Below are 18093 nucleotides of genomic sequence, written 5' to 3' on the forward strand. Positions count from 1 at the left end.
TGGTCAGACCCCTGCCTTTGCTACGGTGACCTGCGGTTCCTCGGCGCTGGAAAGCAAAACTTCCAGTTCCAGGGTCAGGGTTTCGGTCTTGACGAGCTCAGCATTGGCTTCGAGGGCGTCAACGACGTCCTGCTGCGCTTCGACGGAAGTTCGGATGCGGTCGCTCACGTTCAGCCCAGCATCCTTGCGTGCCTGCTGGATGGCGCGGACCATGTCGCGTGCCAGGCCCTCGGCCGCAAGTTCGGGCGTGACTTCGGTGTTCAGGACCACGAAGCCGCCACCGGGCAGTACGGCAGCTGCGGAAGACCCGCCGTCGGCCGCTTCTGCCACGACGGTCTCCAGGGTGTATTCCTGCGGCTCAAGCTCGAGTCCCCCAGCCACCACGACGCCGGAATCGGTCACGGACCAGTCGCCGGACTTGGATCCCTTGATGGCCTGCTGCACGTTTTTGCCAAGGCGCGGACCAGCAGCCCGGGCGTTCACCACCAGTTTCTGCTCGATGCCGAATTCCTCCGGTGAAGCCGAAGCAGCGTCCAGCAAGCGGACGGAGCGTAGGTTCAGTTCATCGGCGACGACGGCGGCGAAGCCTGCCAGCGCATCTGCCCCGGGTGCCACGACAGTCAGTTCCTGCAGCGGCAGGCGGACGCGCAGGTTCGCGGCCTTGCGCAGGCTCGATCCGGTGGAGCAGATCTGCTGTACGCGGTCCATGGCCTCCACGAGCCCTGGATTGGCCGGGAACAGTGAAGCGTCGGGCCAATCGGCGAGGTGCACGGAACGGCCCCCCGTCAGCCCGCGCCAGATCTCTTCCGTCACGAGCGGCAGCAAGGACGCTGACACACGACATACGGCTTCCAAGGCGGTGTAGAGGGCGTCGAAGGCGTCCACGTTCTCGTCAAAGAAGCGCTGGCGGCTGCGGCGGACATACCAGTTGGTGAGCATGTCCAGGTAGCTGCGGAGTTCATCGCAGGCCCCGGAGATGTCGTAAGAATCCAGGCTTTCGGTCAGGCTGCGGACGAGGTCCCCGGTGTTGGCCATCAAATACTGGTCCAACGTGTCGGAGTAGCCGTCGTAGCGCAGCTTCGCTTCATAGCCGGAACCGGAGTTCGCGGCGTTGGTGTAGAGCGTGAAGAAGCTGTACACGTTCCAGAGCGGCAGGATGACCTGGCGGACGCCGTCGCGGATACCCTGCTCGGTGACCACCAGGTTGCCACCGCGAAGGATCGGGCTGGACATCAGGAACCAGCGCATGGCATCCGAGCCGTCACGGTCCAGGACCTCGGAAACGTCCGGGTAGTTGCGCAGGCTCTTGGACATTTTTTGGCCGTCGGAGCCCAACACGATGCCATGGCTGATGACGTTCCGGAAAGCGGGACGGTCAAACAGCGCCGTAGACAGGATGTGGAGCATGTAGAACCAGCCGCGGGTCTGGCCGATGTACTCCACGATGAAGTCAGCAGGGTTGTGGGTGTCGAACCATTCCTCGTTCTGGAACGGGTAGTGCACCTGGCCGTAGGGCATGGAACCGGAGTCGAACCAGACGTCCAGGACATCTTCGACGCGGCGCATGGTGGACTTGCCTGTGGGGTCGTCAGGGTTGGGACGGGTCAATTCATCGATGAACGGGCGGTGCAGGTCCACTTGCCCTTCGTTGTTGACCGGAAGACGGCCGAAGTCCGCCTCGATGTCAGCCAGCGAGCCGTAAACGTCCGTACGCGGGTACTCGGGATCATCGGACTGCCACACGGGAATCGGCGAACCCCAGTAGCGGTTACGGCTGATGGACCAGTCGCGGGCGTTGTCCAGCCATTTGCCGAACTGGCCATCCTTGACATTGCCCGGGATCCAGTTGATCTCCTGGTTCAGCTCGGACATGCGGTCCTTGAACTTGGTGACCTCGACGTACCAGGAGGACACAGCACGGTAGATCAGCGGGTTCCGGCAGCGCCAGCAGTGCGGGTAGCTGTGCTCGTAGCTGGCCTGGCGGACCAGGCGGCCATCGGCGCGCAGCACCTGGGTGATGGGCTTGTTCGCGTCAAAGACCTGCAGTCCTACGATCGAGGCGAGCTCGCCATGGGCAAACAACGGCAGGAATTTCGCGCCCTCGTCCACGGACAGGACAACGGGGATGCCGGCATCCTCACAGACCTTCTGGTCATCCTCACCATAGGCCGGAGCCTGGTGCACGATTCCCGTACCGTCTGTGGTGGTGACGTAGTCCGCCACAAGGAAGCGCCACGCGTTCCGGGTGCCGTACTTCTCGGCATCGGCAAAGTCGTTCCACAGTGGCTCGTACTCAAGGCCCGCCAACTCGGCGCCTGTATGGGTTGAGACGACGGCGGCAGCTGCGGCAGCTGCGGCGTCGTACCCCAAATCCTTGGCGTAGGTCCCCACGAGGTCGGCGGCCAGAAGGAAGCTGCCCGTGACCGGGGCTTCCGCCGAAGCAGCCTTGACGCCGTTCGGACCGGCGGGCAGGACCGCATAGGGGATTTCAGGCCCGACGGCGAGCGCCAGGTTGGTGGGCAGCGTCCAGGGCGTTGTGGTCCAGGCGAGCGCCTGGACGCCTTCGAGGGCCTTGGAGAGTTCGGACTCCCCCGCCTTGATGGGGAACGTTACCGTGACGGTCTGGTCCTGACGGTTCTTGTAGACGTCGTCGTCCATGCGGAGCTCGTGGTTGGACAGTGGCGTCTCGTCCTTCCAGCAGTACGGAAGGACGCGGTACCCGTTGTACGTCAGTCCTTTTTCGTGCAGTTGCTTGAAGGCCCACAGCACCGACTCCATGTACTCGACGTTGAGTGTCTTGTAGTCGTTGTCGAAGTCCACCCAACGGGCCTGGCGCGTGACGTAGGCCTTCCATTCGTTGGCGTACTTCATGACGGAGGCGCGGCAGGCGTCGTTGAATTTGTCGATGCCCATGGCTTCGATCTGGGTCTTGTCAGTCATGCCCAGTTGCTTCATGGCTTCGAGCTCGGCTGGAAGGCCGTGGGTGTCCCAGCCGAAGCGGCGCTCCACGCGCTTGCCGCGCTGGGTCTGGTAGCGGCCCACGAGGTCCTTGGCGTAGCCAGTGAGGAGGTGCCCGTAGTGGGGGAGGCCGTTGGCGAAGGGAGGGCCGTCGTAGAAGACGAACTCATTGCTGCCGTCTTTGCCTGCTTCGCGCTGGTCGATGCTTGCCTGGAAGGTGCCGTCTTCATCCCAGTACTTGAGGATGCGCTCTTCGATTTCCGGGAACTTCACGGAAGCGGACACGCCCTGCGTGCCTGAAGGAGTCGCTGAGGCCTTGGGGTAGTGGGTCATCTCATATCCTGTGATAGCTGGTTGACTGTCAGGATGCGAGGACGGCTTCAGTGTTTGCTGTTGCCGCGGTACCACCTCACTTACCGGAACCATGGCGCCCCGGGTGGGGGGCAACGGCCGGTTCCGGCCTCTCATTACTGCTGTGACGGGCTTACCCGTCCGGTTCTACTGGGCCCTGGCCGCCGCTTGGATTGCTCCACTTGGGCGTTCAGGGATGTTCTTCCGGAAGCTCACCGGTGATGGCCGGGTCAACGCTTGTCTCCCAAGTCTAGCGGCAGGAGAGCCCCGTGCTCCACTCGCAGGATCATCCTTCGGGTGGACCAGCTGGATGCCGTCGGGTGCATAGACTCGACCCCATGACCAACCCCGCCCTTGTCCTTCCGACCGCGGGCCCGGTAAAACGCTGGCTGGGCCACCAGGCATCCCCCGCGTGGTCGGTCCTCGCTCTGCTCTTGGTGTTGCCTGTGGCGGGAATGTCCCTGTTCAGGGCGGTCCCCACGGAGTGGCCGCTGGTGGTGGTTCAACTGTTGTCGTTCACCCCGTGGATGGTGCTGCCATCGGCGCTGGCGATGGTCCTTGCAGTGGTTGGGCGCCGCCTGTGGGTCCTCATCACGACGGCAGCCCTGTTGGCTCTCCAATTGTTCTGGCTGTTTCCGCTGGACACCGGAAGGGCAGAAGCAGTTCCTGCGGGGACTGCCACTGTTTCCGTGAAGGTGATGAGTCTCAACACTGAATACGGTGAGGCTGACGCACGTGCCATCGTGAAGTTGGTGCGGGACAACGGTGTTCAACTCTTGACCCTCCAGGAGCATACGCAAGGGCTGGAAGACCGCTTACGCTCCGAAGGCCTGGAGTCAATACTGCCGAACCTCCTGAGTGAACCCAACGACGACGCTTCCGGTGGCGCCGTGTATTCCGTTTTCCCTCTGCAAGCGGAGGGGCTCCTGCCCGATACGCCATTCCGGATGGACGTCACGCGGGTCCTCGTCACGGATCCGGGCAACGTTTCCAAGGCGACGTTGAACCTCACCAACGTTCATGCCCTGCCCCCGGTTGACGAACGGATCCAGCAGTGGCGCAGCGACCTTGTCCAGGTTGCCCGTCAGGCCTCCCGTCCGGGACATCACCTGCTGATGGGTGACTACAACTCCACCTACGACCATGCCGAGTTCCGTGCCGTGCTTGACCCCGCCATGGGCGGCGGACAGGACGGGAAGAAGCTCGTCGACGTCGGAACAGCCTCAGGCGGACGGTTCTCCCCCACCTGGCCGATGGAGGGACCACCCCTACCTGGGATCGTGATCGATCACATGGTTACGTCGCCCCGAATCGGCAGCAATGGCTACGCGGTCCACCAGGTTTCCGGTTCTGACCATGCGGCCATGGTGGCAGCCCTAGTTATCCCGGCCGGTTAGCCGGTTGGAAGGCGTGTCTCGCTTCAGCCTTCCTTGCGGATGAGCTTGTGGTTGGCCGCCTGCGCCACCGGGCGCACCACGATCTGGTCCAGGTTGATGTGGTGCGGCAGCGAGACTGCGTACTTCACGACGTCGGCCACGTCCTCTGCCGTGAGGGGCTTTTCGACTCCGGCGTAAACCTTGGCGGCAGCGTCCTTGTCACCCAGCCGGTTAAGGGCAAATTCCTCGGTGTGGACCAGGCCCCGGCGCTACCTCGATGACTCGGATGTTGTGACCCACTTCTTCCAGCCTTAGGGCGTTGGTCATGGCGTGCTGGGCAAACTTTGCGGCGTTGTATCCTGCGCCGCCTTCGTAAGCGGCCAGTCCGGCGGTGGATGTGAGGTTGAGTACAGTTCCTTCCCCGTCCTCCCTCAGCATCGGAAGGAATGCCCTGGTGATCTTCATGGTGCCCAGGACGTTGACCTGGTACATCCACTCCCAATCCTCAGTATCGGCATTCGCGATCGTGTCCGCGCCACGGGCACCGCCGGCGATGTTGATGAGGGTATCGGCTCCCCCGGCTTTGGAAACGGCCTGCAAAAGGGCTGCGACGTCGTCGTCGCTGGTGATATCGGCCGCAAATGGAATGGCGCCGGTTTCGGCGCCCAGCGCGCCCAAGCGGTCGGCCCTGCGGGCCACCGCAAAGACCTTCCAGCCTGTGGAGGCCAACGCCCGCACCGTTGCCTCGCCGATGCCCGTGCTCGCGCCGGTTACTACTGCTGTCTTGTTCTGAACTGGATGAACCGTGTGTGCTGCCAAAGTCATGGCACCACACTATCCGCAGGCCTCAAGCATCTGCCCGGCCGAGCAGGAATTCACGTAATACCACGGCATGGTTCACCTCTGGATCCCTGGCGGCATAGAGCAAGGTGACCCGAGGATGGGACCTCGCCAACTCCAGCAAAGTCTGAACTGCAGCATTGCTTTCCAGTTCAGCCTCGTACCGCCGCCGGAAATCGGTGAACCGCTCCTGCATGTGTGCGAATTCGGTCCGCAAGGGTGGCGATGGCGCGACTTCCTTCAGCCACAAATCCAAGTGGGCCTTCTCCTTGGACACCCCGCGCGGCCATAGCCGGTCAACCAAAACCCGGGCACCGTCGTCGTCAGCGGGGTCCTCGTAGATGCGTTTGAGGACGAAAGCGTCCCGATGGCCGGCCATGACGGCATGCTACGGCAAGGCGCTGCGGCGGACCATGGAACAATTGACACATGGCTGAATCAACGCAGGGTACAGACACGCCCGCCACCGCCCCCATCAACGTTCCCGACAAGCCGGCCCTTGAAGGCCTTGAGGCTGCCCTGACGCAGCGCTGGCTGGACGAAGGAACCTACAAGTTCAACCCGGACACCACCCGGGAGCAGGTCTACTCGATCGACACTCCCCCGCCGACCGCCTCGGGTTCCCTCCACGTGGGCCACATGTTCTCCTTCACGCAGACGGACGTCCAGGCCCGCTACATGCGCATGACCGGAAAGAATGTCTTCTACCCCATGGGTTGGGACGACAACGGCCTGCCCACTGAGCGTCGCGTCCAGAACTACTACGGTGTGCGCTGCGATCCCGCCATCGCCTACAACGCCGACTACCGTCCTCCAGCACAGCCGGCCAAGAACCAGCGCGATTTCGACGTCGTTTCCCGGCAGAACTTCATCGAGCTGTGCGAGGAACTCGCTGTCGAGGACGAAAAAGTCTTCGAGAACCTCTTCCAGACTCTCGGCCTGTCCGTGGACTGGGACCTGACCTACCGCACCATCGACGACACCTCGCGTGCGGTATCCCAGCGTGCCTTCCTTGCCAACCTTGCAGCGGGCGACGCCTACATGGCCGAGGCCCCCACGTTGTGGGACGTTACTTTCCGCACTGCCGTTGCACAGGCTGAACTGGAGGACCGCGAAGTTGCGGGCGCCTACTACCGCTACCCCTTCTTCACCGAAGACGGCGAAAAGATCTTCATCGAGACCACCCGTCCGGAACTGCTCGCCGCTTGTGCTGCGCTGGTTGCCAACCCCGACGACGAACGGTACCAGCCGCTGTTCGGCAAGACCGTAAAGTCCCCGCTCTTCGACGTTGAGCTTGAGGTAAAGGCCCACCCGCTTGCCAAAGCGGACAAGGGCTCCGGCATCGCGATGGTCTGCACCTTTGGTGACCTGACCGACGTCACGTGGTGGCGCGAGCTGCAGCTGCCCACACGCGCCATCATGGGCCGCGATGGCCGCATCATTGCCGAAACCCCGGAATGGATCACTACCGACGCCGGCAAGGAAGCCTATGCCGCGATCGCCGGCAAGACGGCCTTCTCCGCCAAAGAAGCAGTTGTAGAGCTCCTCACGGCGGCAGGCCTGCTGGACGGTGAACCGAAGAAGATCACCCACCCTGTGAACTTCTTCGAAAAGGGCGACAAGCCCCTTGAGGTGGTGACCTCACGCCAGTGGTACATCCGCAACGGTGGACGAGATGAAGAACGCCGCGAACGGTTGATCGGCCGCGGCCAGGAAATCAACTTCCACCCCTCTTTCATGCGCTCGCGCTATGAGAACTGGATCGCGGGCCCTGAACGGCGACTGGCTCGTATCACGCCAGCGCTTCTTCGGCGTGCCCATTCCTGTCTGGTACCCCCTGGATGCCCAGGGCAACCCGGACTACGACCACCCCATCCTGCCATCGGATGACATGCTCCCCGTGGATCCCGCCGCAGATGCAGCCCCTGGCTTCGAGGAAGCGCAGCGTGACCAGGCCAACGGCTTCACAGGTGACGCCGACGTCCTGGACACCTGGGCCACGTCTTCCCTGACCCCGCAGATCGTGGGTGGCTGGAGCCGTGACGAGGAACTGTTCTCCAAGGTCTACCCGTTCGACCTCCGCCCCCAGGGTCACGACATCATTCGCACATGGCTGTTCTCCTCCGCTGTCCGCGCCGACGCCCTGCAGAAGAGCGCGCCGTGGAAGCACGCAGCTATTTCAGGGTGGATCCTTGACCCGGACCGCAAAAAGATGTCCAAGTCCAAGGGCAACGTGGTTGTCCCCACGGACGTCCTGAACGAGTTCGGCTCGGACGCCGTCCGCTACTGGGCAGCCTCGGCCAAGCTCGGTGCGGACACGGCCTACGAAATCGCGCAGATGAAGATCGGCCGTCGGTTGGCCATCAAGCTACTCAACGCCTCCAAGTTCGTGTTGAACCTTGGCGCGACCGAAAACTCCGTGGTGTCCAGCGATCTTTCCGTGCTGACCAATCCACTGGACCGGGCACTGCTCGCCCAGTTGTCGGACGTTGTTGCGCAGTCCACCAAGGCTTTCGAAAACTACGACTACGCCCGGGCACTGCAAATCACTGAGTCATTCTTCTGGCAGTTCACCGACGACTACGTCGAGCTGATCAAGGACCGCGCCTACGGTGCGGCCGGGGAGTCGGAGCAAGCATCCGTACTGGCTGCGCTGGCCACCACCCTGGACTCCTTGCTGCGCCTTTTCGCGCCGTTCCTGCCGTTCGCCACCGAAGAGGTGTGGAGCTGGTGGCGCACCGGCTCGGTTCACCGCGCCCAATGGCCTGCCGCACTGGAAATCGCCGATGGCGACACCACCATGCTTGGCACTGTTGGCGTAGCACTCAGTGGCATCCGCAAGGCCAAGTCCGAGGCAAAAGTGAAGCAGCGCACCGCGGTACTCTCGGCGTCCATCACGGCCAATGAAATGCTTGTTGCGCAGCTCAAGGCCGGACTCGGGGACCTGAAGGCAGCCGCGAACGCCCAGGAGATCGCACTTCAGTCCGGTGAGGGTGAGCTGACGGTCAGCGACGTCGTCCTCGCACCGGCAGAGGAAACGCCAGCGTCCTAAGAGCCTTCCGGCAAATTCCGGAAATTTGGGCAAAGGGGAAGCCCCATCAGCGTTTTGCCGTTGGTGGGGCTTCGACTTTTCGGCTGTCTGGTGACGGCTTGACAGTCTGGCGGAATCCTCGGAATTTCAGGTCTTACTACCTCGTCACTGGTAGCTTGCTTCCAACTTTGCCAAAGGCTGCGTTGGTTGCATATCACTGAATCTTTGGTTTCCGTGTCCCTCTTCTTTCGAAGTGGGTAAGAACCATTGTGGTCCCGCCAGTGACCATGCACAAGAGCCCTGGGAGAACTACAATATTGTAGTTCTGCCAGGGCTTTTCCGTGCAGCTATCCTGCAGCCCGGGCAAAGCTATGGCAGAGTATGGACATGCCGGAACTTCCCGAAGTGCACGGCCTGTGCACGTATCTGGACACCCAGCTCCATGGAGCTGTGCTGACCAGCGTCCGCATCAACTCCATCGCCGCCTTGAAGACCGCTGATCCGCCCTACAGCACCCTCGAAGGCCGCACCATCCAGGGCACACAGCGCTTCGGCAAGTTCATCAGCCTCGATGCCGACGGCCTGTTTTTCGTCTTCCACCTCGCAAAGGGCCGGGTGGGTCCGCTATACGGAGCATCCATCAGCAGCCGGGCTGCGCATGGGCAAGAGCAACATAGCGGCCAGGCTACTGCTGCACCGGCAGGCCGACGACGCCCACATAGGACTGGACCTCACTGAAGCCGGCACCAAAAAGAGCCTGGCCATCTACGTGGTAAGGGATCCCTTGGATGTTCCCGGGATCGCAACCCTGGGTCCGGAACCGCTCAGCCCCGACTTCGACGAAAATGCCCTGGCGGCAATCCTTAAGACAAGTTCCCAACAGATCAAGGGACTTCTCCGCAGCCAAAGCATCATCGCCGGGATTGGCAACGCCTACAGCGATGAGATTCTGCACGCCGCCAAAATCTCCCCCTTCGCCATCGCGAAGACGCTCGACGGCGAAACAGTGCAGCGGCTCTACGATGCCATGCAGGAGGTTTTGGTGGGTGCCGTGAACGCGGCAGCTGGAAAGCCTTCCAGCGAGCTGAAGGACACAAAGCGAAGCAATTTCAGGGTCCATGCCAGGACCGGGCTGCCCTGCCCTGTTTGTGGCGACACTGTACGTGAAGTGTCGTTCGCAGACACGTCACTTCAGTACTGTGCTACCTGCCAAACCCACGGAAAGATCCTCGCGGACCGGCGTACGTCGCGCTTCCTGAAGTAGTGCCGCGGATTCGCCGGGCCGGACCCTGGGCTTCCTGGTTGAACTCGGGCTTTCCTAGTTGAATTCAGGGCTTTCCGTGCGGCTGCGCTTGATTTCGAAGAAGTGCGGGTAGCCGGCAAGGGTTACCGTGGCATCCCAAAGTTGCCCCGCTTCTTCGCCCCTCGGAATCCGGGTGAGGACCGGGCCGAAGAAGGCCGTGCCATTTACAGCCACCACGGGCGTTCCCACATCCTGGCCCACCAGGGAGATGCCGGCCTCGTGGCTGGCCCGCAATTCGGTGTCGTACTCCCCTGAGTCCGCGAAGCGGGCCAGCTCAGCAGGAAGGCCTACTTCTGCCAGCGCTTTCTGGATCACGGAACTACGGTCCTTGTTGCCTTCGTGGTGGAACTGTTCCCCCATGGCGTCGTACAAGGGTTTGATGTACCTGCTGCCATGGAGCTCCTGGGCAGCAATGATCACGCGGACAGGACCCCAGCTGTCGTCCATCATCGCCCTGTAATCCCCGGGAAGGTCACGGCCCTCATTGAGGACGGACAAGCTCATGACGTGCCATTCGGTCTCAATTCCCCGCACTTGCTCCACCTCGCCGATCCAGCGCGATGTGATCCATGCGAAGGGGCAAACAGGATCGAACCAGAAATCGGCTTTATTGACGGGCTGCTCTGGCAGGTTCTGTTCGGGCAGGCTCGGTTCAGGCACAGTCAGTTCAGGCACGTTCATTTCAGGCACAGGGAAACTCCTTGGAAGAGTAAAAAGCGGGCATCAAGCGACGCGGAATGAATGAAACCGCCGCTTACTAGGCCAACGGGTGGCTAGGCCGACTTATTCCGGCGCTTCGCTACGACGTCGTGGCCAATCATGGTGGGCTGGGCCTTGTTGTCCACCACATCAGCGGTGATGACGACAGTTGCGATGTCATCCCTGCTTGGCAGATCAAACATGACGGGCAGCAAGACTTCTTCCATGATGGCTCTCAGGCCACGGGCGCCGGTTCCACGCTCAAGAGCCTGGTCAGCGATGGCATCCAAAGCGTCGTCGTCGAATTGCAGGTCTACACCATCCAGCTGGAACATCTTCTGGTATTGCTTCACCAGGGCATTCTTGGGCGTGGAAAGGATCTGGATCAACGCAGGACGGTCCAGATTCGAGACGGTGGTGATCACTGGCAGGCGGCCAATGAACTCCGGAATGAGTCCGAACTTCAGCAGGTCTTCCGGCATGACTTCACCGTAAGTGTCCACGTTGTCCCGGACTTCGTTCAGTGGCGCTCCAAAGCCGATGCCCTTGCGCCCTGACCGCGAACCAATGATGTCCTCAAGGCCGGCAAATGCACCTGCCACGATGAAGAGCACGTTGGTGGTGTCGATCTGGATGAATTCCTGGTGCGGATGCTTACGTCCACCCTGCGGCGGGACGGAGGCTACTGTGCCTTCGAGGATCTTCAGCAGGGCCTGCTGGACTCCCTCGCCCGACACGTCCCGGGTGATCGAGGGGTTCTCGCTCTTGCGGGAGATTTTGTCGATCTCGTCAATGTAAATGATGCCTTGTTCGGCTTTCTTGACGTCGTAATCAGCGGCCTGGATGAGCTTGAGCAGTATGTTTTCGACATCCTCGCCCACATAGCCAGCCTCCGTGAGTGCGGTTGCATCGGCCACGGCGAACGGGACATTGAGCCTGCGGGCGAGCGTTTGCGCCAGATACGTCTTGCCACAGCCAGTTGGACCGATCAGCAGGATGTTGGATTTGGCGATCTCCACATCCTCGTGATGCGGACCCTCACCAAGGCTCCCGGCCTTGGGAGCATGACCGGCCTGGATCCGCTTGTAGTGGTTGTAGACGGCAACTGCCAACGACCGTTTGGCAGGCTCCTGGCCGATGACGTATTCCTGCAGGAAATCGAAGATCTCCCGGGGCTTGGGGAGTTCAAAACTGCCAAGGTCCGAAACTTCCGCAAGTTCTTCTTCGATGATCTCGTTGCAAAGCTCGATGCACTCATCGCAGATGTACACACCGGGCCCGGCAATCAGCTTCCGTACCTGCTTCTGGCTCTTTCCGCAGAAAGAACACTTCAGCAGGTCCGTGCTCTCGCCAATCCGAGCCATGTGGGAATCCCTTCGTTACATGCGGGTGATGCGGCTCCGTGCCGTACTCAAGTGTGCAGCCTGGCCGGGGTTGGCACCACCGTGACAACATCCACTCTAGGTCACAATGGGCTGCTTGGGTGGAAACAGAACGCCGGTGCGGTCCATATTTCGCGAACCGCACCGGCGTCGTTTTCCGTATGCTACCTGGCGATTGCCTGGGGCTTGATCTTGCGGGAGTCCAGGACCTGGTCGATCAGACCGTAGCTCATGGCCTCGGCCGCGGTCAGGATCTTGTCGCGCTCGATGTCATTGTTGACCTGCTCGGAGGTACGGCCCGAGTGGTGTGCCAGCGTGTCTTCAAGCCATGTACGCATGCGCATGACTTCAGCAGCCTGGATCTCGAGGTCGGATGCCTGGCCGCCCTGGCCGCCGGACAACGCCGGCTGGTGGATCAGCACGCGTGCGTTCGGCAGTGCCAGCCGCTTGCCGGGTGTTCCCGCTGCAAGCAGGACAGCAGCCGCGCTGGCTGCCTGGCCCAGGCATACCGTCTGGATCTCCGGACGAATGTACTGCATGGTGTCATAGATCGCCGTCATGGCCGTGAACGATCCACCTGGCGAGTTGATGTACAACGTGATGTCGCGGTCCGGATCCGTGGACTCAAGAACAAGCAGCTGGGCCATGATGTCATCGGCAGAAGCGTCGTCAACCTGGACGCCGAGGAAGATGATGCGGTCCTCGAACAGCTTGGTGTACGGATCCTGGCGCTTGAAGCCGTACGGTGTGCGCTCTTCGAACTGGGGCAGGACGTAGCGGCTGGTTGGGAGATTACCGGCAGACCATCCGAAGTTGTAGTTCATGTCATTACTCCTGGGTTTCAGTGGTTCTTTGGTGCCGGTTAGTTTTCGGAGCCTGGCTCGGAGTTCGACTGGTTGGCCGTTCCACCGCCACCAGCTACCGAGCCTGCGTGAGCCGAGATCTTGTCGAAGAAGCCGTACTCCAGAGCCTCCGTGGCCGTGAACCACTTGTCGCGGTCGTTGTCCTTGAGGATGGTCTCCACAGTCTGGCCGGTCTGTTCTGCGGTGAGTTCCGCCATGACCTTCTTCATGTGCAGGATGAGCTCGGCCTGGATTTTGATATCCGAAGCAGTGCCACCGATACCACCGGACGGCTGGTGCATGAGAATACGGGCGTTAGGGGTGGCGTAACGCTTGCCCTTGGTTCCGGAGGAGAGCAGGAACTGCCCCATGGAGGCAGCCAGGCCGGTGGCAACAGTGACAACATCGTTGGGGATGAACTGCATGGTGTCGTAGATGGCCATGCCGGCGGTCACGGAGCCACCGGGTGAGTTGATGTAAAGGTAAATGTCCTTCTCGGGGTCTTCAGCCGAGAGGAGGAGCAGCTGGGAGCAGATGGCGTTGGCGTTCTCGTCACGGACCTCAGAGCCAAGCCAGATGATGCGCTCTTTCAGCAGGCGGTTGTAGATGTAGTTGTCCTGGGCTGCGGGATCGACAGTTGCCATCCGGGGAGCCTCTGATTGCTGTGACATAAGTACTTACCTCTCGCTGGTGCCAGTGACCTCACTGAACTTCACTACTTGGACACTAACCGTTTTCAGGGACGATTTGTTCGCCGGAATCGCGCTGTTCGCTGACGGCGCACGATTGGAGCGGGCCCGCAGATCCAGCACGCTGATTGTATGCGGGCTTGTCCGTTCAGGGCTTAAAACAAACCGACCCCGGATCACTGATCCGGGGTCGGTTGATGCGCTATTGACTAGAACTTCACGGCTGCGGGGTCATCGCTGGCGACAACATCCGCTTCCTCGCCGGCTTCGGCGGTTGCTGCCTCATCAGCAGCAACTTCGCCCGCAGGGCGGACAAAATCGCTCAGGTCAACCTTGTTGCCTTCGGAGTCAACGACCTCGGCCTGGCCCAGCACAACGGCCAGTGCCTTGCGGCGGCGTACTTCGGAAACCATCATGGGGACCTGGCCGCTCTGATCGATGATCTGGGCGAACTGGTTGGGGTCCATACCGTACTGGCTTGCGGTGCTGACGATGTAGTCGATCAGCTCGTTCTGGCTGACGTCAACTTCTTCCTTGTCCGCAATGGCGTCAAGGATGACCTCGTTCTGGAAGGCGCGCTCAGTGTTTGCCTTGACCTCGGCGCGGTGCTCCTCGGTGTCGTGGTCACCTTCGCCGTGGGCGTTCTCCGGGTTGAAGTGAGCCTCAATCTGCTCTTCGACAACCGAAGCCGGAACGGGGACCTCGACGAGCTCTACGAGCTTGTCCAGGACCTTGTCGCGGGCCTCAACGCCCTGTCCGACAACCTTGGAATCGGCAGCCTGCTTGGCGAGGTCCTCGCGGAGCTCAGCAAGGGTGTCGAATTCCGAAGCCAGCTGTGCGAAGTCGTCGTTGGCTTCAGGGAGCTCGCGCTCCTTGACGGCCTTGACAACAACCTTCACCTGGGCTGCTTCGCCGGCGTGGTCGCCGCCAACGAGCGTGGTGTCGAAGATTGCTTCTTCGTCTGCGGACAGACCGGTCACGGCCTCGTCCAGGCCCTCAAGCATGGTGCCGGCGCCCACCTGGTAGGACAAGCCGGAGGCCGAGTCGATTTCTTCACCATCGATAGTGGCGGTGATGTCGATCGTGAGGAAGTCCTCGTTCCGGGCGGGACGCTCCACGGACTTCAGCGTGCCGAAGCGGCCACGCAGTTCATCCAGGGCCTTGTCGACGTCTTCAGCGGAGGATTCAGCCGCAGCAACCTCAACCTTGATGCCTGCATAGTCCGGCAGCTCGATCTCGGGCCGAACATCAATTTCCACCTGGAACTTAAGCTCGCCATCGGTTGCGGACGGGTCCGGAACCTCGGTGATCTCAACTTCAGGACGGCTCAGGGGACGAACACCCGTTTCCTGGACAGCAGCCTGGTACCAGCCGTTGAGGCCATCGTTGATGGCGGTTTCCAGGACATAGCCACGGCCAACGCGCTGGTCGATCAGCTTGGAAGGAACCTTGCCCTTGCGGAATCCGGGGACCTGGATCTGCGAAGCAACAGTCTTGTAAGCGGCATCGATGCTCGGCTTCAGTTCCTCAAAGGGAACCTCAACGTTGAGCTTGACCCGCGTGGGGGTGAGGTTCTCGACAGCGCTCTTCACAGTCTAAGTACTCCTGAATTTGTGGGTATGGGGTTCTGCCGCATCCCTGAGGCGGACACGAAACACAGAGTCGGGGTGACAGGATTTGAACCTGCGACTTCCTGCTCCCAAAGCAGGCGCTCTAGCCAAGCTGAGCTACACCCCGAATGCACAGGACAGTCTACGGGCAAGCGGGCCCGGAATGCACATTTGACACCGCCGCCGGAATTAGGTTTAGTTGTACCCGGCTTCAACAGCCACCGGGAAGATGTCCTGAGCAAGAGATCCATACAAGGATCCAGCAGGAGACCCGCCCGGGGACGTAGCTTAATGGTAAAGCCTCAGTCTTCCAAACTGATTACGCGGGTTCGATTCCCGTCGTCCCCTCCAGTAAAAAAGCCCCAATCTTCGGATTGGGGCTTTTTTGTTGTTACAACAGGCAAGCGCTGTTACAACAGGCAGGCGCTGTTACAACTGGCAGCCAGGGCACCAATACAGTTTGCGGGCGCCGATTTCGGCCATGCCTACCAGCGTCCCGCAAGCGCGGCAGGGCTGCCCTTCGCGCTTATAGACAAAGTGGGCATCGGCGTCGGGCGCTGAGGTGCCGTTGCCACTCCATAGCGCCGGCGGCGTGGTGACAATCCGGCCGTCGCGTACGCCGTCGGACATGGCAAGGACGGCGTCATCCCACAACCTGCCGGCCGTCGCAGCGTCAATCTTGTTCCCAGGAGTCCATGGATCCACCGCCTGACGAAAGAGGACCTCGGCGCGGTAAATATTTCCAACCCCCGCCAGCACCGATTGATCCATCAACAGCATGGCCACGGCCGTCTTGCGGCGTCGCAACCGGCGGATGAACTCGTCCCGGTCCCCCGGCCGGTTACGCAGCGGATCAGGGCCCAGGCGGCCCAGTACAGCTTCTGCTTCATGGGACGTAACAGCGGCGCAAGTGGTGGCTCCACGAAGATCGGCCCAGCCGTTGTCCGACACCAGGCGCGCGCGGACGGCACCCACCGGGGCGGGAGGCCCTGCGTAGTCCACCCCGGCACCGGACTCCCCCTCTGCACCGGATGAGGCAGTCTCGCGCTCACCGATCCGGCGAGGCGCGCCAATGCTGGAGGCTCCCGAGAAGGAGCTATCGCCGCCAAAGCTCCAGGCACCATAAAGACCAAGGTGAACGTGGAGGAATAGATCGTGGTCGAACCTCAGGAACAGCTGCTTTCCGTGCGCAACAGATTCAACCATCACATTTCCGCTCAGAAGCTCCGCACCGGCCGTGAATCGGCCCTGCGGACTCGAAACCTCCAAGCGCCGGCCGCCAAACACGTCCTGGAATTGGCGGGCCAGCCTATGGACGGAGTGCCCCTCAGGCACTACTCGACGATCTCGCCGGTGGTCTCGTAAGCCGCAATCTTGCCGATACGGCGGATGTGGCGCTCGTCATTGCTGAAAGGTTCCTGGAGGAAGGCCTCAATGAGTTCGGTTGCTTCTTCCACCGTATGCTGGCGGCCACCAACGGCCACTACGTTGGCGTCGTTGTGCTCGCGGGCGAGCTTGGCCGTAGAGAGGTTCCAGGCCAGCGCGGCACGCACACCCTTGACCTTGTTGGCGGCAATTTGTTCACCATTGCCCGAACCACCCAGGACGATGCCCAGCGCATGCACGCCTGCTTGCTGGTCAGCCACCACTGCAACTCCTGCGTTGATGCAGAAGGACGGGTAGTCATCCAGAGCGTCATATTCCTTGGGTCCGTGGTCCACAACCTCATAACCCTTTGCGGTGAGGTGGCTGACCAGGTGGGCGCTGAGTTCCATGCCGGCGTGGTCGGTGGCGATGTGGACGCGGGGTGTAGTCACAGGAAGTCCATTCTTTCTGGCGCGCCGGTACGGCACTTGCCGGGCGCGGCGGTGTGGGATGCGCTACCTAGGTTACCGCGCCCCGGGTTGCTGGGGCTGCCCGCCGTGGTGGGCCCGCTCGGCAGCCCGGTTCAGGATGCCGGCGAGTTCGTCCGCTGTTGCCGGAGTCCCTGCACTGAGCGCAACCCTGCCTCCATTAAGTTTCCTTACGACGACGGCCGGTCCGCTGCTGACCAGCATCGCCGTTGCATCGTCATGATGCCGCCAACCCCATCCGCCAAAGTCTGCCGCTTTCACTTCAGCCGGAGCTGCTGCCGCGATGTCGACGGCGGGAACGGTCAGGACCGGCACGATGCCACCTGCGAAGACCTGCAGCCCTCCCCTGTCCGCCCGGACGCGGGCGAAGAGGAAGCCGGCACCAACCAACGCCGCCGCGGCCAACAAGGCTCCCAGCCATGGGACGGCTATCGCGATCAGCGCGGCTGGAAACAGCGTGGACACGATGATCATGATGAAAACTGAACTGCGGGCATGGACCCACATGCGCAGCGTATCCCGCGCGAGGTCCGGGTCTGTGACGTACAGGCGTGCGGCTTCAAGGGCTTCGTCGTCCTCCCGCGTCCACCGGGGATCGGGTTTGAATGCGAACATGAGGACGACTCCCAACGACACCGCCGCTCCACTGCCCATGGCGAGGACGATCGGATCAACGTGGGAAGCGCGGGCGTCCCCCAGCCCCGATTGCCCTACCAATCCGGCAGCCAGCACTGTTGTCACGAAGAGGCTCACCATGAGGCCAAGGCCCATCATGACCCTGCGCATGATCACCGGCCGGGACAGCGGCACGGCCTGGAGGAACGCGACCCAACCGAAAAAGGTGATCAGGGCTGCGCCGCCGGTTACATAGGCGCCGAAAGGAGCGAAGGCACTGCCGCCGTCGGCGTTCCACATCACTGCTACCGGATCGGGAAGATCGTTTCGCACCATCTGTGCGCACACAACGAAACCTATGGCCAGCAGCAACGGAAAGGCGAGTGCAAACCTGAGTGCGCGGATATCAAGAGACTCCCTGAACGTTCCCATGCTCCAACGCTACTCCGTGCCGGCGACACTGTGGGGGCACCTCCTTGCCATCGGCGCTTGGAGTGAAAGAATGGCTTCACACCATCGACCGGACCTGCCCCGGCCGGACACC

The 18093-nt window shown here is 61.7% G+C and carries 11 protein-coding genes, 2 tRNA genes and 3 pseudogenes; 4 read left to right on the forward strand and 12 right to left on the reverse strand.

The features are described from left to right. Positions 1-3: 3 nt before the first annotated feature. A complete protein-coding gene (ileS, locus tag LDP01_RS05060) occupies positions 4-3291 on the reverse strand; it encodes an isoleucine--tRNA ligase (RefSeq protein ID WP_224090697.1) in 3288 nt (1095 codons plus the stop codon). A 356-nt stretch (positions 3292-3647) separates the two neighbouring features. Here ileS and LDP01_RS05065 point away from each other — a divergent pair, with 356 nt between their 5' ends. Then, complete coding sequence (locus LDP01_RS05065) at positions 3648-4706, forward strand: endonuclease/exonuclease/phosphatase family protein (protein ID WP_224090699.1); 1059 nt, start codon at positions 3648-3650, stop codon at positions 4704-4706. A gap of 23 nt (positions 4707-4729) precedes the next feature. Here LDP01_RS05065 and LDP01_RS05070 read toward each other — a convergent pair. Beyond that, positions 4730-5510: pseudogene (locus LDP01_RS05070) on the reverse strand (SDR family oxidoreductase). Between the two features lie 22 nt (positions 5511-5532). Further along, entirely contained in the window at positions 5533-5904 is a 372-nt protein-coding gene (locus LDP01_RS05075) for a DUF488 domain-containing protein (RefSeq protein WP_224090701.1), read from the reverse strand. A 50-nt stretch (positions 5905-5954) separates the two neighbouring features. Here LDP01_RS05075 and valS point away from each other — a divergent pair. Beyond that, positions 5955-8577, forward strand: a pseudogene (gene valS, locus LDP01_RS05080) (valine--tRNA ligase). A gap of 366 nt (positions 8578-8943) precedes the next feature. Continuing rightward, positions 8944-9820, forward strand: a pseudogene (locus LDP01_RS05085) (Fpg/Nei family DNA glycosylase). Between the two features lie 54 nt (positions 9821-9874). On the opposite strand, the gene LDP01_RS05090 reads toward LDP01_RS05085, so the two are convergent. From LDP01_RS05090 to LDP01_RS05115, 6 genes are all read right to left on the reverse strand, one after another. Beyond that, positions 9875-10519, reverse strand: coding sequence for a mycothiol-dependent nitroreductase Rv2466c family protein (locus LDP01_RS05090; protein ID WP_527249064.1), 645 nt, complete (start codon positions 10517-10519; stop codon positions 9875-9877). A 113-nt stretch (positions 10520-10632) separates the two neighbouring features. Then, positions 10633-11922: an ATP-dependent Clp protease ATP-binding subunit ClpX gene (clpX, locus tag LDP01_RS05095; RefSeq protein ID WP_223933150.1), complete on the reverse strand. Its 1290-nt coding sequence runs from the start codon at positions 11920-11922 to the stop codon at positions 10633-10635. A gap of 182 nt (positions 11923-12104) precedes the next feature. Then, on the reverse strand, positions 12105-12764 hold the full coding sequence (locus LDP01_RS05100; protein WP_216925476.1) for an ATP-dependent Clp protease proteolytic subunit: 660 nt from the start codon (positions 12762-12764) through the stop codon (positions 12105-12107). Positions 12765-12802: 38 nt separating this feature from the next. After that, on the reverse strand, positions 12803-13426 hold the full coding sequence (locus LDP01_RS05105) for an ATP-dependent Clp protease proteolytic subunit (RefSeq protein WP_275964122.1): 624 nt from the start codon (positions 13424-13426) through the stop codon (positions 12803-12805). A gap of 254 nt (positions 13427-13680) precedes the next feature. Next, a complete protein-coding gene (gene tig / locus LDP01_RS05110; RefSeq protein ID WP_224090703.1) occupies positions 13681-15063 on the reverse strand; it encodes a trigger factor in 1383 nt (460 codons plus the stop codon). Between the two features lie 70 nt (positions 15064-15133). Next, positions 15134-15208: transfer RNA gene (locus LDP01_RS05115), tRNA-Pro, on the reverse strand. Positions 15209-15358: 150 nt separating this feature from the next. Between LDP01_RS05115 and LDP01_RS05120 the strand changes: the two genes are divergently transcribed. Further along, positions 15359-15432 (forward strand) — tRNA-Gly (locus LDP01_RS05120). A gap of 78 nt (positions 15433-15510) precedes the next feature. Here the strand turns inward: LDP01_RS05120 and LDP01_RS05125 are convergent. The 3 genes from LDP01_RS05125 to LDP01_RS05135 form a co-directional block, all read right to left on the reverse strand. Then, positions 15511-16416 (reverse strand): Fpg/Nei family DNA glycosylase, encoded by a 906-nt coding sequence (locus tag LDP01_RS05125; protein WP_224090705.1) that lies wholly within the window; start codon positions 16414-16416, stop codon positions 15511-15513. Then, entirely contained in the window at positions 16416-16898 is a 483-nt protein-coding gene (locus LDP01_RS05130; protein WP_223933158.1) for a ribose-5-phosphate isomerase, read from the reverse strand. The genes LDP01_RS05125 and LDP01_RS05130 overlap by 1 nt, the downstream gene beginning before the upstream one ends. A gap of 72 nt (positions 16899-16970) precedes the next feature. Then, entirely contained in the window at positions 16971-17981 is a 1011-nt protein-coding gene (locus LDP01_RS05135) for a hypothetical protein (RefSeq protein WP_224090706.1), read from the reverse strand. Between the last annotated feature and the right edge of the window lie 112 nt (positions 17982-18093).

It is taken from the genome of Arthrobacter sp. StoSoilB13 (assembly GCF_019977255.1).
Lineage (GTDB): Bacteria > Actinomycetota > Actinomycetes > Actinomycetales > Micrococcaceae > Arthrobacter.